Genomic DNA, 14,246 nt, shown 5'->3' on the forward strand with positions numbered 1-14,246 from the left:
TAATAGGTGTAGTGATTTTGGGGGCGGGGATGGCCGTTTGGAGACATCAGCGTAAACTGAAGTTGCGTGCGCACTTGATGAAGGAGGCTATACGCAATCAGGACTTCTCGTTCCGTCTGCCCACCAACGATCTGCTGCCTGGCGAGCGCGCCATGCAGGAAGCGCTCAATGAGTTGGGCGAGAATGTGCGACAGCAGATGAACAAGAACGAGGTGGAATCGTGGGAACGACTCACCCGTGTGCTCACCCACGAGATGATGAACGCCACAGCACCTATCACTAGCATCAGTCAGTCGCTGCTGAGCAGACAGGATGTGAAAGGCACACCACTCGAAGATGGCATCAAAGCCATCTACGACACCTCGCGCCACCTGAGCGATTTCGTCACCAATTATCGCAAGATGTCGGAACTCGAAAAGCCTGTGCTGGCTGAAGTATCCCTGCGGCCCATGCTCGACGAACTGCAGAAAACTTATCAGCAGCTGACATGGACCATCAACGTACCTGCTGATACCATCGTGCATGCCGATAAAGGCATGCTGCGCCAGATACTGATGAACCTGACCAAGAACGCCATCGAGGCCGAGGCCACCAAGATCATGATTGAAACCACCAACACCCATCACCCATCACCTATCACCTTACTTATCGGCAACGATGGTACACCTATCCCAGCCGAAAACCGTCAGTCGCTGTTTGTACCTTTCTTTACCACCAAGCGCACCGGTAGCGGTATCGGCTTGTCGTTAAGCCGACGCATGATGATACAGCAAGGTGGTATGTTGGATTTGGCAGAGAAGAATCTGCCTGGCTGTCATGTCACGTTTGTGCTCTCCTCTATCTGAGTGGTGGGCCAGTTTACCAAGAACAGTTTTTCGGTAGCACGCGTAAACGCTGTGTAAAGCCAATGGATATAGTCGGGCGACAACATGTCGTCGGTCATATAGCCTTGGTCCAAATACACATGGGCCCACTGTCCGCCCTGCGCCTTATGACAGGTGACGGCATAGGCAAATTTGATCTGCAGGGCATTGTAATATTTATCAGTCTTCAGCTTCTTGACACGCTCGGCCTTCTGGGGGATATCGGCATAATCCTCCATCACCGCATTATACAGTTGTTCCTGTTGATCGCGCGAAAGGGCTGGTGCTTCTGTTGCCAGCGAGTCGAGAATCACGGTAGCCGTCAGCTCGTAGTTGTCGTAATCAGGCAGCTCCATCGTCACCTCAGCAAAACGGAAGCCAAACAGTTCGTGCACATTGCGCACCCTGCGCACCACTGCCACATCGCCGTTGGCGATAAAGGTGATAGGTGTGGGGTGTTGGGGGGTGGTGACATCACCTTTCGCCCAATAATAGTTGTTCTTCACAATCATCAACTGGTCGCCACGACACAGTTCATCCTCGCGATCCAGCACCATGTTGCGGATGCCCTGATTATAGATGTTGGCACGCTTGTTACTGCGGGTTATCACGATGGTCTCGTCCATACCTGCCCTACTATAGCTGGTGGCCAACGAGTCTATCAGTTCATCACCAGGCACACGCACGATATCAGCAAAGCCCTGGAATCGGATTTTGGGCAGGATCCAGTCGTCAATCATCGTTCTGATGCGGGTGGCATTCCACAGGATACCCGATTCTGCACCCTCATCGGCTTTCTGGCGCAGCACCTGATTCAGGTCGCACTCATACACCTTCATACCGTAGGCCCGCAGCACATCACTCATCAGCGCCGGACTCTCATCCTCGCCCACTGGTGGCAGCTGAGCCTTATCGCCCACCAGCACCATCCGGCAGTTGGCACCGTTATACACAAACTGCATCAGGTCGTCGAGCAAACAACCGCTACCAAACGACGAGTCGCCATAGCCCTGATTAGCAATCATCGAGGCCTCATCAATCATAAACAAGGTATCGCGGTTGTTATTATAGTTCAGATTAAAGGCCGCGATATCACCTGCACTTTTCTGTCGATAGATACGTCGATGAATGGTGTAAGCCGGATGTTCAGCGTTGAGTGCAAACACCTTGGCCGCACGCCCTGTTGGCGCCAGCAGAATCATTTTCTGTTTCAACACATTCATCGCCCTCACGATAGCACCAGCCAAGGTGGTCTTACCCGTTCCTGCCGAGCCACGCAGTATCATCACCACACGGTCGTCGCGGTCGGTCATAAAGAGCGAGAACACGTCGATGGCGTGTTCCTGTTCAGCTGTAGGCACCATGCCTAGAGCCTCTCTGATACGGTATTTAAACTCGTCGCTTATCATTTCGGCCACAAAGTTACACTTTTTTAGGCAGGAATTACACGAATTAAACGAATTTTTATTAACTTTGCAGCCAGATATGCATATCAACAACAAATTAGTGAATATCCTGCTGGCTGTGATAGCTGCGTGCTTGCTCGCGCTGTGCGTGGCCAGTGTGATGAACGTGAAGTAGATGAACGCGAAGACAACAATCATACGCATAGGGCGCAACACGCTCTCATTCACCGCCCTCGATGCAACCAACACCGAGCACCCCATCGACTATCGTCCTTATGTAGTTCGTGGCGGTATCTCGATGTCGGCCAATCTGCGCGAAGCATTCAAGGCGGGTGATAACGTGGACGAAGACACCACCAAGGTTTTTATCATGGTGGACACCCCCTCGTTGCTAGTACCTATCGAGCAGTTCGACGAGAAGGAGATGGAAGAGCTATTCTCGTTTTCGTACCCTCCTGGTCAGGAGAAACGTGTGATGCTGTACAACGTACTGCCCGACTTGAAGGCGGTATGCCTCTTCGCTATCAACAAGAATCTCGATACGGTTATCCACGATCGTTTTCCTGGTGGCGTCAACTTCATACATGCGCTTACCCCCGTGTGGCGCCAACTGCATCAGCGCAGTTTTACAGGGCATCGCAACAAACTGTATGGCTACTTCCACAGCAAGCAACTGCATATCTTCAGTTTCCAGCAGAACCGTTTTAAGTTCTGCAACAGTTTTGATGCAGCCCATGCACACGATGCACTCTACTTTTTGCTGTATGTGTGGAAGCAGTTGCGCCTGCAACCAGAACACGACGAACTGCACATCCTAGGCGACATCCCTGAAGAAGAATGGCTATTGCAGGAGCTGAAGCGATTCTTGCATCATGCTTACGTCATCAATGCTGCAGCAGAGTTTCCCGACTCTAAGGCAACCAGCATCAAGGGCATGCCCTACGACTTAGTAACCCTAATATCACGCGGACGATGAGAATTATTACAGGTATCTATAAGGGGCGACACTTTGATATCCCCCGCTCGTTCAAGGCACGACCAACTACCGATTTTGCCAAGGAGAACATTTTTAATGTACTGAACAATTATATCGACTTCGAAGGTATCAAAGCCCTCGACTTGTTTTCGGGTACTGGTAGTATTTCGCTCGAACTGGTATCGCGTGGTTGCGAACAGGTGGTAAGCATAGAGATGGACCGCGACCACCACCGCTTCATCCAGGAATGTTTCCGCAAACTCGAGGGAAACAATGTTCAATGTATTAGAGGTGATGTTTTCCGCTATATCAAATCGTGCAAGCAGCAGTTTGATTTCATCTTTGCCGACCCACCTTACGCCCTCAAAGAACTGCCCACCATCCCTGGTTTGATTTTCGAGAAGAACCTGCTGAAAGATGGCGGCATCCTGGTGTTTGAGCATGGTAAGGAGTACGACTTCTCGGATGCTCCACACTTCGTTGAGCATCGCAACTATGGTAGCGTAAACTTCTCTATTTTCAGAAAAGAGGCGACAGCATCCTTGTAACGCTCTCCCACAAGCGTACCAGGAAACTGCGTGTTGTCTTGGCACAGATATCCTTGAGCCATACCGAACGCTCAAGATCGCGCAAAAAAATGTTTTTCATTCGCACGGCCACACCTTCGTCGAAGAAGAAGATGTTGCCCTCAAAATTATTCTCCAAACTACGGAAATCAAAATTGGTAGATCCGCAGGTGGCGATGGCATCATCGCATATCAGCATCTTTGAGTGCAGGAATCCCGCCTCATAAAGTGCCACCTGCACGCCTGCATCCATCACCTCGCGCAGATAACTTCTGCTGGCCCATTCCACAAACTTAGCATCGCTGCGACGCGGACATATCACCTTGACATCAACACCCCCCAGGGCAGCTGTCTTCAGGGCAAAGAGCACCGACTCATTAGGCAGGAAATAAGGTGTTTCGATATACAGATAGCGCTTGGCACCCAGGATGATGCGCACATAGCCCTGCATGATCTCCGGATAAGGTGTGGTTGGTCCGCTGGTGACCACCTGCGCCAAACAGTTGTTGGTGATATCTTCGCAGCGCGGATAGTATCTGCGATCGGTGAGCTGCGTGCGATCCACGAAATACCAGTCAACCAGGAAGGTGCGTTGCAAAGCATGCACACTACCACCCTCGATTCTCAGCATCGTGTCGCGCCAAGGCATGTCGCCAGTACCTTTCACGTAGCGCTGCGCAATATTCATACCCCCTATATAGCCCACCTTACCATCAATCACGATAATCTTGCGGTGATTGCGATAGTTCACCTTACTGGTGAATGACGGGAATCTGACAGGCATAAACGAGCGCACCTCGATACCAGCCTCGCGCATACGTTCGAAGAAGCGATGATGCACGTTCCAACATCCCACATCGTCATAGATAACCTTCACCGACACACCCGCTTGCGCCTTGTCTATCAAGGCATCCGAGATCAACATTCCCAGAGGGTCGTCGGCAAAGATATACATATCGATATGAATATGGTCTTGAGCTTTACCGATATCGTTCAGCAACTTGGAAATGAACTGATGGCCATCGGTACATATTTCCACCACATTATCTTTGAATGGCAATGCCAGATTTTGGTTGATAAACAAGTCGATAAGTGGTTTGTGGCGCTCAGGCAGTCGCAGATTCTGCTGCTCGGCAAACTCCAGCATAGAGCGCTTGGTGAGCTGGTTCATAGAGCGTTCGCTCACATAGCGCTCCTTGCGGTGGTTGATACCAAAGAAAAGATAAAAGACGATGCCCACCACTGGCACGAAATAGATCACCAGTGCCCAAGCCATCGTCTTAGCAGGTTGTCGGTTGTCCATAATCACGTGTACCACCGCTATGATAGCAATGATCTGATACACTATGAATATGAGATTCAACCAGTTCATCGTCCTAATTTCTTTGCTACTTCCTTAAATAGTCCATCCACACGTTTCAGTTCCGTCAGCACAGTCATGAAGTCGTCCTTGCAGGTCTTCACGGCCTGATTCAGTTCTGCCACCTTTTCTTTCAGACAGTAGTAGCGGTAATCCAGCACCACGTGCTCCACACGCTGTCGGAGACCGCCTTCACGCTCTTTCGGTTGGAAACTCTTACTGAGCTGATAGGAATCCACCGCCATCGAGGCTGCCACCGAACTGATCTCATAGTCAGTATGGCGCGTCAGATATTCCTCAGCTTTGAAGCCCTCCTCACCACAATGGGCCACCACCTCCTGCAGTATCTTGTTATATACAGGCTTACTGAAGTTCAGTCCATCCTCGCCCATATCATAGGCGATAAACTGCGCCACCGAGAGGTTGATCTTCTCACCATCAGCAGTCTCTACATCTTCGTAGATCACCTTCTCACCATCACGAACGATGGTCGTTATGATCAAGTCCTCCACCTGACTTATCTGGTCGTTGATGGTGTGCAAGCCAATCGCCATAGGCTTGCCTTGCTGCTCACGCTCCAGTTGCTGAGCGTTCTGCGCCTGTTCGCGATCATATTCTTTCTCTTTCTCCTCTCGGTCACGACTAATCAGCGTGTTCATCGAGTTGAGAAGCGTTTCTTCCTTGATACCCAACCGGCGCGACAACTGGGTGAGATACTCATCTCGCAACAGGTTGTCATCCACCACAGAGATGCTCTTCACGATACCACCAATGGCCTCCGAACGCTTCACAGGATCGCTCACGTTTTCAACGGTCAGTTTGGTCTTAAAGGAGATAAAGTCCTCGGCATGTTCTTCGATATACGCCTTGAACTCCTGAGCCGTATGCTTACGTGCGAATGAGTCGGGGTCGTCGCCATCAGGCAGCAGGAGCACTTTCACCTTCATACCTTCAGCCAGCAACATATCTGTACCGCGCATGGCAGCATGGATACCAGCCTCATCACCATCATACAGCAGAATAATGTTGGGAGTGAATCTGCGCAACAGCTTGATCTGATGTTTAGAGAGCGCCGTACCCGAGTTGGCCACCACGTTCTCCAGTCCGCATTGGTGCATCGCTATCACATCGGTATAGCCCTCAACCATATACACGCAGTCTTCCTTGGCAATCGCTTTCTTACCTTGATAAAGGCCATAGAGCTCACGCTCCTTGTGATAGATTTCCGAGTCGGGCGAGTTGACGTATTTCTGCTGCACGCCCTTGGTACGCGCATCAAGCAATCGGCCACCAAAGGCCACCACCTTTCCACTCACATTGAACCAAGGGAAGATGACACGCCCCGCATAGCGGTCGTACACGCCTTTCTCGCCTTTGATGCAGAGTCCTGTCTTCAGCAGGAACTCCTCCTGATAGCCAGCCTTCTTAGCGGCCATAGCCAAGGCGTCGCGCTTGCTGAGCGAGAAACCGAGATTAAACTTCTCTACGATATCATCGCGCACACCACGACTGCGGAAATACTGGCGACCGATGGCCACACCATCGGGATCGTTATGAAGGATATCCTTGAAGTAGTTCATGGCCCACTCGTTGACGATAAACATCGACTCGCGGTCACTCTGCTCACGTTTCTCCTCCTCAGTCAGCTCTTTTTCATGTATCTCGATATTATATTTCTTAGCCAACCAGCGCAATGCCTCTGGATAGGTAATCTGCTCGTGCTTCATCAGGAAGTTGATGGCTGTGCCACCCTCACCACACGAGAAGCACTTACATATCTGCTTGGTTGGCGACACCATGAACGAAGGTGTCTTATCATCGTGGAATGGGCACAGTCCTTTGTAGTTGACGCCCGATTTTCTGAGCGTCACAAACTCACCCACCACATCCACAATGTTCGTGGCATCCAGAATCTTGTCTATCGTTTGTCTGTCTATCATCAGCCTCCTACTTGTCGTAAGCGTGAACAGGGTAATCCGTAGTATAATGCAAGCCGCGGCATTCCTTGCGCTCCAGTGCCCAACGTGTGATGAGATAGCCCACGTTGATCATATTACGCAATTCGCAGATATCCTTTGATGCCTTCACGCGCTTGAAAAGGCGCTCGGTCTCCTCGTAGAGCATATCCAGGCGGTCCCAGGCGCGATGCAGGCGCAGGTCGCTACGCACGATACCCACATAGTTTGACATGATGAGGTTCACCTCCTTCACACTCTGTGTGATGAGCACCTTCTCCTCATTGGTCAGTGTTCCCTCGTCGTTCCACTCAGGCACTTTCTCATTGAAGTCGTAGAAATCCACATGCTCCAATGAGTGTTTGGCAGCTGTCTCGGCATACACCACAGCCTCAATCAGCGAGTTGCTGGCCAGACGGTTACCACCATGCAAGCCTGTGCACGAGCACTCGCCTAAGGCATAGAGCTGCTCGATAGAAGTCTGTCCGTTCAGGTCCACTTTGATACCACCACACATATAGTGGGCAGCAGGACGAACAGGGATATAGTCGGTAGTGATGTCGATACCCAACGAGAGGCACTTCTGATAGATATTGGGGAAGTGCTTGCGCGTCTCAGCAGGGTCTTTATGTGTAACGTCCAGACAAACGTGGTCCAGACCGTGAATCTTCATTTCCTTATCAATGGCACGCGCCACGATGTCGCGTGGTGCCAGCGAGAGGCGATCGTCGTATTTCTCCATAAACGTCTCGCCATTGGGCAACTTCAGGATGCCGCCATAGCCACGCATAGCCTCGGTAATGAGGTAGGCAGGATGCGTCTCGTTAGGATTATGCAATACGGTGGGGTGAAACTGCACGAACTCCATGTCGGCCACCGTTCCTTTAGCACGATACACCATGGCAATACCATCGCCAGTGGCAATCACGGGGTTCGAGGTGGTGAGATATACAGCACCGCAACCACCCGTACACATCACCGTCATCTTTGCCAAATAGGTGTCCACCTTCTGCGTATCAGGATTCAGCACATAAGCACCATAACAGTTGATATAGGGTGAACGACGTGTGATGCGCGCTCCCAGATGGTGCTGCGTGATAATCTCTACGGCAAAGTGGTTTTCCTTGATATCGATATTTGGATTACTGCGCACTGCCTCCATCAGTCCGCGCTGAATCTCGGCACCCGTGTCGTCCTTATGGTGCAAGATACGGAACTCAGAGTGTCCGCCCTCGCGATGCAGGTCGAAGTTGCCATCACTTTTCTTATCGAAGTTCACGCCCCAGTTCACGAGTTCGCGAATCTGTTCAGGCGCCATCTTCACCACTTGTTCCACTGCCTTCGGGTCGCTGATATAGTCACCCGCAATCATGGTGTCTTCTATGTGTTTCTCGAAGTTATCCAGTTCGAGATTTGTTACCGATGCCACGCCTCCCTGGGCAAACGATGTGTTGGCCTCGTCGAGCGAAGTCTTGCAAATCATGCACACCCTACCCTTATTGGCACGTGCCACCTTCAAGGCGTAGCTCATACCGGCCACACCAGCTCCTATCACCAGGAAATCATATTTGTAAACCATACAGTTGTAATAATTGTCGCTAATCAGCTGCAAAATTACTTAAAATTTCCAATAATCTTTGCTTCTTAGCGTTTTTTTTGTATCTTTGCACCAAATAGGACACCAAACTTCAAACAAAATGAAACGACTAGCGCTTATATTCATGTTATTGGTTCCGATGGTGATGCTGGCACAACAGGCTACCGTAGGTGGAATCGTGATTGACGAGAAGACGGGGCGCCCATTGCCCCAGGTGAGTGTTTCAGTAGGCCGCATCTCAGTGGTCACTAATGAAGATGGTGCCTTCCTCTTAAAACTGGGCCAAGCGCCCAAAAACATCGTCGTGTCGCACTTGGGCTATAAGACCAAGCATGTGTCACTGCATGCTGGCGATACCGAGAACCTGAAGATCAGGCTCCAGCCCACAGTCATCCAGTTGCGCGAGGTGGTGATACGTACAGGCAATCCACGCGAAATGGTTGAGACAGCCATCCGCAAGATACCCGACAACTACAGTCGCCAACCAGAACTGCTCAAGGCATTCTACCGCGAGACAGCCATGAAGCGCAAGCACTTCATCTACGTGGCCGAAGGTGTGGAGGATATGTATAAGACGAGCTATACACGCGGCATCGGTCGCGACAGAGTGGCTATCGTCAAAGGCAGACGACTGCTCAGTCAGAAGCAAGGCGACACCTTGGGCTTGAAGGTGATGGGCGGCCCTGTACTGCCGGTTCAGCTCGACGTGGTGAAGAACAATGAGCTACTGCTGAATCAGGAAGATATGGATGCCTACAGCTATAGCTGGGGAGCCCCCGAATACATCAACGACCGCCTGCAGATGGTGGTACTCATGGAGCCCCTTATCTCCAAGGACTATGCGCTGTATCATGGCAAGCTATATATCGACAATGAGCGACTGGCGTTTACACGCATCGAACTGAGTCTCGACATGACCGACAAGGATAAAGCCACACGCACCATGCTGGTGCGCAAGCCCCTCGGTGTGAGATTCAAACCACGCGAACTGTCGTGTGTGGTAGATTACCGTTATAACGATGGCATCACGCGCATCAGCTATCTGCGCAACACCTTCAAGTTCAACTGCGACTGGAAGAAGCGCCTGTTCAGCACATCGTTCACCGCCACCTGCGAGATGGCTGTCACCGATAGTCAGTCGGAGGGCGTACAGCCCATTGTGAGCCGCAACTCATTCGACTCGCGCGACTCGTACTACGACAAGGTAGAATACTTTATGGATCCCGAATATTGGGAGCACTACAATATTATTGAACCCTCAGAGTCGCTGGATAAAGCGATACGCAAGCTGGTTTCTACCTACCAGCGCAACTGATTAGGTAATACGATTAAAATGAAGACGAATATAAGGAATTGGATATTATCTTTCTTATTAGCTAGCTCGATAGGCAGTATGCAAGCGCAAACTGCCGATTCGCTTGATATAGACACCTGCGAAATTGACTCCATTGTTGAACTGCCATATGAACTGCCATGGCCACAGAACGTGCAGGAACGACTTGACACACTGACACATAACACGCTATTTGAGCGCACCCAACTCGGACTGATGGTTTACGACCTGACTGCCGACTCTACGCTCTATACGTATCAGGCCAAGCAGGTACTCCGACCTGCTTCTACCATGAAGTTGCTCACCGCCATCGCAGCCCTCGACCAACTGGGCACCAAATACGAGTTTCGCACATCACTCTACTATACCGGTGAAGTGAAGGACAGCGTGCTCACAGGCGATCTGTATTGCGTGGGCGGCATGGACCCTCTGTTTGGGCGCAATGACATGTATGCCTTTGTAGAAAGTGTCAAGGCTCTGGGCATACACACCGTTCGCGGACGCCTGGTGACAGTCACCAATTTCAAGGAATCCGAGATGCTTGGCGAAGGCTGGTGCTGGGATGATGACAACCCCACCCTCACCCCACTGCTCTACGACGGCAAGGACGAATTCGTGAGTCGCTTCACCCAACTTTTAGTTGGCGACAGCATCACCCTTGATGCACCCGTCAGCGAGGGCACGCTGCCTAAGGATGCGCTCATGCTGTGTTCGCGCAGCCATAGCATCCAAGAGGTGCTCAACCCCATGATGAAGGATAGCAACAACCTCTACGCCGAATCAATGTTTTTTCAGATAGGCGCCTCGCAAGGTGCACGCCCTGCCAAGGCCTCACATGCCCGACAGCTCATCAAACGCACGCTGAGCAAGGCTGGCATCACGGGCTCTCAGTATAAGATTGCTGATGGCAGCGGCTTGTCGCTCTACAACTACGTGAGCGCCGAACTGCTCACCAAGCTGCTCGTCTATGCCTATCGTAATGACCGCATCTACCGCGATCTTTACGTATCGCTACCGATAGCAGGCGAAGACGGCACCTTGAAGAAGCGTATGAAGGATACGCCCGCTCAGATTAATGTGCGCGCCAAGACGGGCACACTCACAGGCATCTCATCGCTGGCAGGCTATGCTGTAGCAGCCAACAACCACGTGCTGGCATTCAGCATCATCAACCAGGGGGTACTGAAGAATGCTGATGGGCGCAATTTTCAGGACAAGGTGTGCGTGGCACTTTGTAAATAATTGAAGAATTAAAGAGTTTAAGAATTGAAGTTTTAAGTATTTAAAAGTTATCATGAAAGAAGAACAGATATTAGTTAGGATTACAGGTCAGGATCGCCCTGGACTCACAGCATCGGTGATGGGCATCCTCGCAAAATACGATGCACAGATTCTCGACATCGGTCAGGCCGATATCCACTCTACCCTCTCATTGGGTATCCTTATCCGTATGGAAGAGAAAAACTCAGGTCAGGTAATGAAGGAGCTACTCTTCAAGGCTACCGAACTGGGTGTACAGATTGGTTTCTCACCCATCACCGACGATGAGTACGAAGACTGGGTGGGCCATCAGGGCAAAAACCGCTATATCCTCACGGTGATGGGTCGCACCCTTGAGGCACGCCAGATAGAGGCTGCCACCTCGGTGATTGCCGAGCAAGGACTGAACATCGACTCTATCATCCGCCTCACAGGTCGCAAGAGCATCAAGAACCCAGCCAAGCACACACGTGCCTGCATCGAGTTCTCACTGCGCGGCGAGCCTGCCGACCGTCAAGATATGCAGTCGAAGCTGATGCGCCTGTCGAGCGAGATGGAGATCGACTTCTCATTCCAGCGCGATGATATGTTCCGCCGTATGCGTCGCCTCATCTGTTTCGATATGGACTCTACACTCATCCAGACAGAGTGTATCGACGAACTGGCCGAGCGCAATGGTGTGGGTGCAGAAGTACGCGCCATCACTGAGAGCGCCATGCGTGGCGAGATCGACTTTAAGGAAAGCTTCACCCGTCGTGTGGCTCTGCTCAAGGGTCTCGACGTGAGTGTGATGCAGGAGATAGCCGAAAAGCTGCCTATCACCGAGGGTGTGGATCGTCTGATGACCACCCTGAAGCGTTATGGTTATAAGATTGCCATCCTGAGTGGTGGATTCACTTATTTCGGCGAGTATCTGCAGCGCCGTTATGGTATCGACTATGTATATGCCAACGAACTGGAGATAGGCGACGATGGCAAGCTGACAGGTCGCTACGTAGGCGAAATCGTGGATGGTCATCGCAAGGCCGAGCTGCTGAAGCTCATTGCACAGGTTGAGAAGGTGAACCTGGCACAGACGATTGCCGTGGGTGATGGTGCCAACGACCTACCAATGATTTCTGAGGCTGGTCTTGGTATTGCTTTCCACGCCAAGCCACGTGTGGTGGCCAATGCAGAACAGAGCATCAACACCATCGGACTGGATGGCGTGCTCTACTTCTTAGGTTTCAAAGACTCTTACCTTGGTGATCAAGGTGTGATGTAATGGATTTCTCATCAGTATTATTACAATGGTATAAAGAAAACGGTCGCGATCTGCCTTGGCGGCAGACACGCGACCCGTATGCCATTTGGCTCTCAGAGATCATCCTGCAACAAACCCAGGTGAAACAAGGCTGGGCCTACTGGGAGCGGTTCATGCACCGCTGGCCCACTGTAGATGCACTGGCTGCAGCCACCGAGGATGAGGTGCTGCGCGAGTGGCAGGGACTGGGCTATTACAGTCGTGCGCGCAACTTGCATTTTGCTGCTAAGCAGATTGTTGCCATGGGTGGTTTTCCAAACACCCTTGAGGGCATCAAGCAGCTCAAAGGTGTGGGCGACTACACCGCAGCAGCCATCGCCAGCTTTGCCTTTGGCATCCCGGCAGCGGTGGTAGATGGCAACGTGTATCGCGTGCTCGCCCGCCACTTCGGCATCGACACCCCCATCAACACCACAGAGGGAAAGAAACTCTTCGCCACCCTGGCCCAAGAATTATTACCCAACACCCAACACCCAACACCCATCACCTCTACCTACAACCAAGCCATCATGGACTTTGGCGCTCTGCAATGCACACCACAGGCACCCAACTGTATGTTCTGTCCTCTGATAGAATCCTGCGAGGCTTTCCGCAATGGTAAGGTGAACGAGCTACCAGTGAAACTCAAGACGCTCAAGGTCACCGAGCGCCAGCTCATATATGTATATGTGCGTTGTCATGGTGAGACAGCCATTCGTCGTCGTGGCGCAGGCGATATCTGGCAAGGCCTTTGGGAGCCGTGGTTTGTAGAAACAGAAGCCGCAGTTCCACCTGCCGCCATCCCACTTCGGCAGCACGTCAAGCATGTGCTTACCCACCGAGTGCTCTATGCCGACTTCTATCTTTTAGAAGTAGATGAGCGCCCGAAGCTACCCGCTGATTATATATGGATAAAAGAATCGGAGCTCGACGATTACGCCAAGCCCCGATTGATTGAGAAACTGCTCAGCAGCCTTTTGCCTTCAGATAATTAGCAAATATCCTTGCTGCACTCTCCACCTTAGCTGCGCATGGGCGGGTTTTATAATACTCGGCTGTGCGGGCTGAAGCCACATAGCTGCTTGCCGCCTTTTCATGGCCCTTTAATCCCAGTATCTCTGCGCAGATGATACTGCCATTCTCTGCTTTCGATTGGGCCAGCAAATCCTGCACCACCTTATAGCAGGCCGATTTACCCTCACGGTCGCTACCTTCAGTCTGCCCGCAGTCCAGACCTACCAGCATCACAATGCCCGATACAGCGCCGCACATCATCCTCATGCGACCCACACCGCCACCAAAACCGGCAGCTATCTTCTTGGCCAACGTATCATCAAGTCCATACAAGTCGGCAAACGCTGCCACCACACTCTGGCAACAGCCATACCCGGCCATAAAATTCTCCACTGCGCGCTCCACGCGCTCATCTAATTCTTTATCTGTCATCATCTTCATTTTTTCAGAAAGTCATCTTCGCAAAAGGACTGAAAACCAGATTCTTTGTCAGGTTTTCTATCAGAAATTAAACCTCCTTTTGCTTTTGACTTTGCAAAAATAAGAAGAATATCCTAACTTTACAAACTTTTATGAGATTTTTTATTAGAGTGCTTTTTTCAGGCAATTCTTTTTGATTGTTTGAGTTTTTGTA

At 51.2% G+C, this 14,246-nt stretch carries 12 protein-coding genes; 7 read left to right on the forward strand and 5 right to left on the reverse strand.

Annotated elements, in window-relative coordinates; translation table 11 throughout:
• The first annotated feature begins 29 nt into the window (after window positions 1–29).
• Window positions 30–845 (forward strand): PAS domain-containing sensor histidine kinase, encoded by an 816-nt coding sequence (locus T360_RS0103265; protein ID WP_081772675.1) that lies wholly within the window; start codon window positions 30–32, stop codon window positions 843–845.
• On the opposite strand, the gene T360_RS0103270 is transcribed toward T360_RS0103265, so the two are convergent.
• A complete protein-coding gene (locus T360_RS0103270) occupies window positions 815–2,272 on the reverse strand; it encodes an ATP-dependent RecD-like DNA helicase (protein ID WP_028911531.1) in 1,458 nt (485 codons plus the stop codon). The genes T360_RS0103265 and T360_RS0103270 overlap by 31 nt on opposite strands.
• Before the next feature lie 172 nt (window positions 2,273–2,444).
• Between T360_RS0103270 and T360_RS0103280 the strand changes: the two genes are divergently transcribed.
• Both T360_RS0103280 and T360_RS0103285 read left to right on the forward strand, forming a co-directional pair.
• A complete protein-coding gene (locus tag T360_RS0103280) occupies window positions 2,445–3,245 on the forward strand; it encodes a DUF3822 family protein (protein ID WP_028911532.1) in 801 nt (266 codons plus the stop codon).
• Entirely contained in the window at window positions 3,242–3,793 is a 552-nt protein-coding gene (locus tag T360_RS0103285) for an RsmD family RNA methyltransferase (protein ID WP_028911533.1), read from the forward strand. The genes T360_RS0103280 and T360_RS0103285 overlap by 4 nt, the downstream gene beginning before the upstream one ends.
• Here T360_RS0103285 and cls read toward each other — a convergent pair.
• Genes cls through nadB form a run of 3 tightly spaced genes read right to left on the reverse strand, consistent with a single transcriptional unit; the run spans window position 3,765 to window position 8,705 of the window.
• The gene (gene cls / locus T360_RS0103290; RefSeq protein WP_028911534.1) at window positions 3,765–5,183 is read right to left on the reverse strand and encodes a cardiolipin synthase; all 1,419 of its coding nucleotides are present in this window, start codon (window positions 5,181–5,183) and stop codon (window positions 3,765–3,767) included. The genes T360_RS0103285 and cls overlap by 29 nt on opposite strands.
• Window positions 5,180–7,111, reverse strand: a complete 1,932-nt coding sequence (dnaG, locus tag T360_RS0103295) for a DNA primase (RefSeq protein ID WP_028911535.1) — start codon at window positions 7,109–7,111, stop codon at window positions 5,180–5,182. Before dnaG ends, cls begins: the two co-directional genes overlap by 4 nt.
• 7 nt (window positions 7,112–7,118) lie before the next feature.
• Window positions 7,119–8,705 carry an L-aspartate oxidase gene (gene nadB / locus T360_RS0103300; protein ID WP_028911536.1) on the reverse strand — a complete coding sequence of 529 codons (1,587 nt, stop codon included), beginning with the start codon at window positions 8,703–8,705 and terminating at the stop codon, window positions 7,119–7,121.
• Between the two features lie 118 nt (window positions 8,706–8,823).
• Here nadB and T360_RS0103305 point away from each other — a divergent pair, with 118 nt between their 5' ends.
• The 4 genes from T360_RS0103305 (at window position 8,824) to mutY (ending at window position 13,593) form a co-directional block, all read left to right on the forward strand.
• Window positions 8,824–10,038: a carboxypeptidase-like regulatory domain-containing protein gene (locus T360_RS0103305; RefSeq protein ID WP_036928701.1), complete on the forward strand. Its 1,215-nt coding sequence runs from the start codon at window positions 8,824–8,826 to the stop codon at window positions 10,036–10,038.
• A gap of 78 nt (window positions 10,039–10,116) precedes the next feature.
• Window positions 10,117–11,298, forward strand: coding sequence for a D-alanyl-D-alanine carboxypeptidase/D-alanyl-D-alanine-endopeptidase (dacB, locus tag T360_RS0103310; protein WP_231488057.1), 1,182 nt, complete (start codon window positions 10,117–10,119; stop codon window positions 11,296–11,298).
• A 52-nt stretch (window positions 11,299–11,350) separates the two neighbouring features.
• Entirely contained in the window at window positions 11,351–12,580 is a 1,230-nt protein-coding gene (gene serB, locus T360_RS0103315) for a phosphoserine phosphatase SerB (protein ID WP_028911539.1), read from the forward strand.
• Window positions 12,580–13,593, forward strand: coding sequence for an A/G-specific adenine glycosylase (gene mutY, locus T360_RS0103320; RefSeq protein ID WP_028911540.1), 1,014 nt, complete (start codon window positions 12,580–12,582; stop codon window positions 13,591–13,593). Before serB ends, mutY begins: the two co-directional genes overlap by 1 nt.
• Here mutY and T360_RS0103325 read toward each other — a convergent pair.
• Window positions 13,565–14,053 (reverse strand): C-GCAxxG-C-C family protein, encoded by a 489-nt coding sequence (locus T360_RS0103325; protein ID WP_369793482.1) that lies wholly within the window; start codon window positions 14,051–14,053, stop codon window positions 13,565–13,567. The genes mutY and T360_RS0103325 overlap by 29 nt on opposite strands.
• Window positions 14,054–14,246 lie beyond the last annotated feature (193 nt).

The sequence above is a fragment of the Prevotella sp. MA2016 genome (genome assembly GCF_000619825.1).
GTDB lineage: Bacteria > Bacteroidota > Bacteroidia > Bacteroidales > Bacteroidaceae > Prevotella.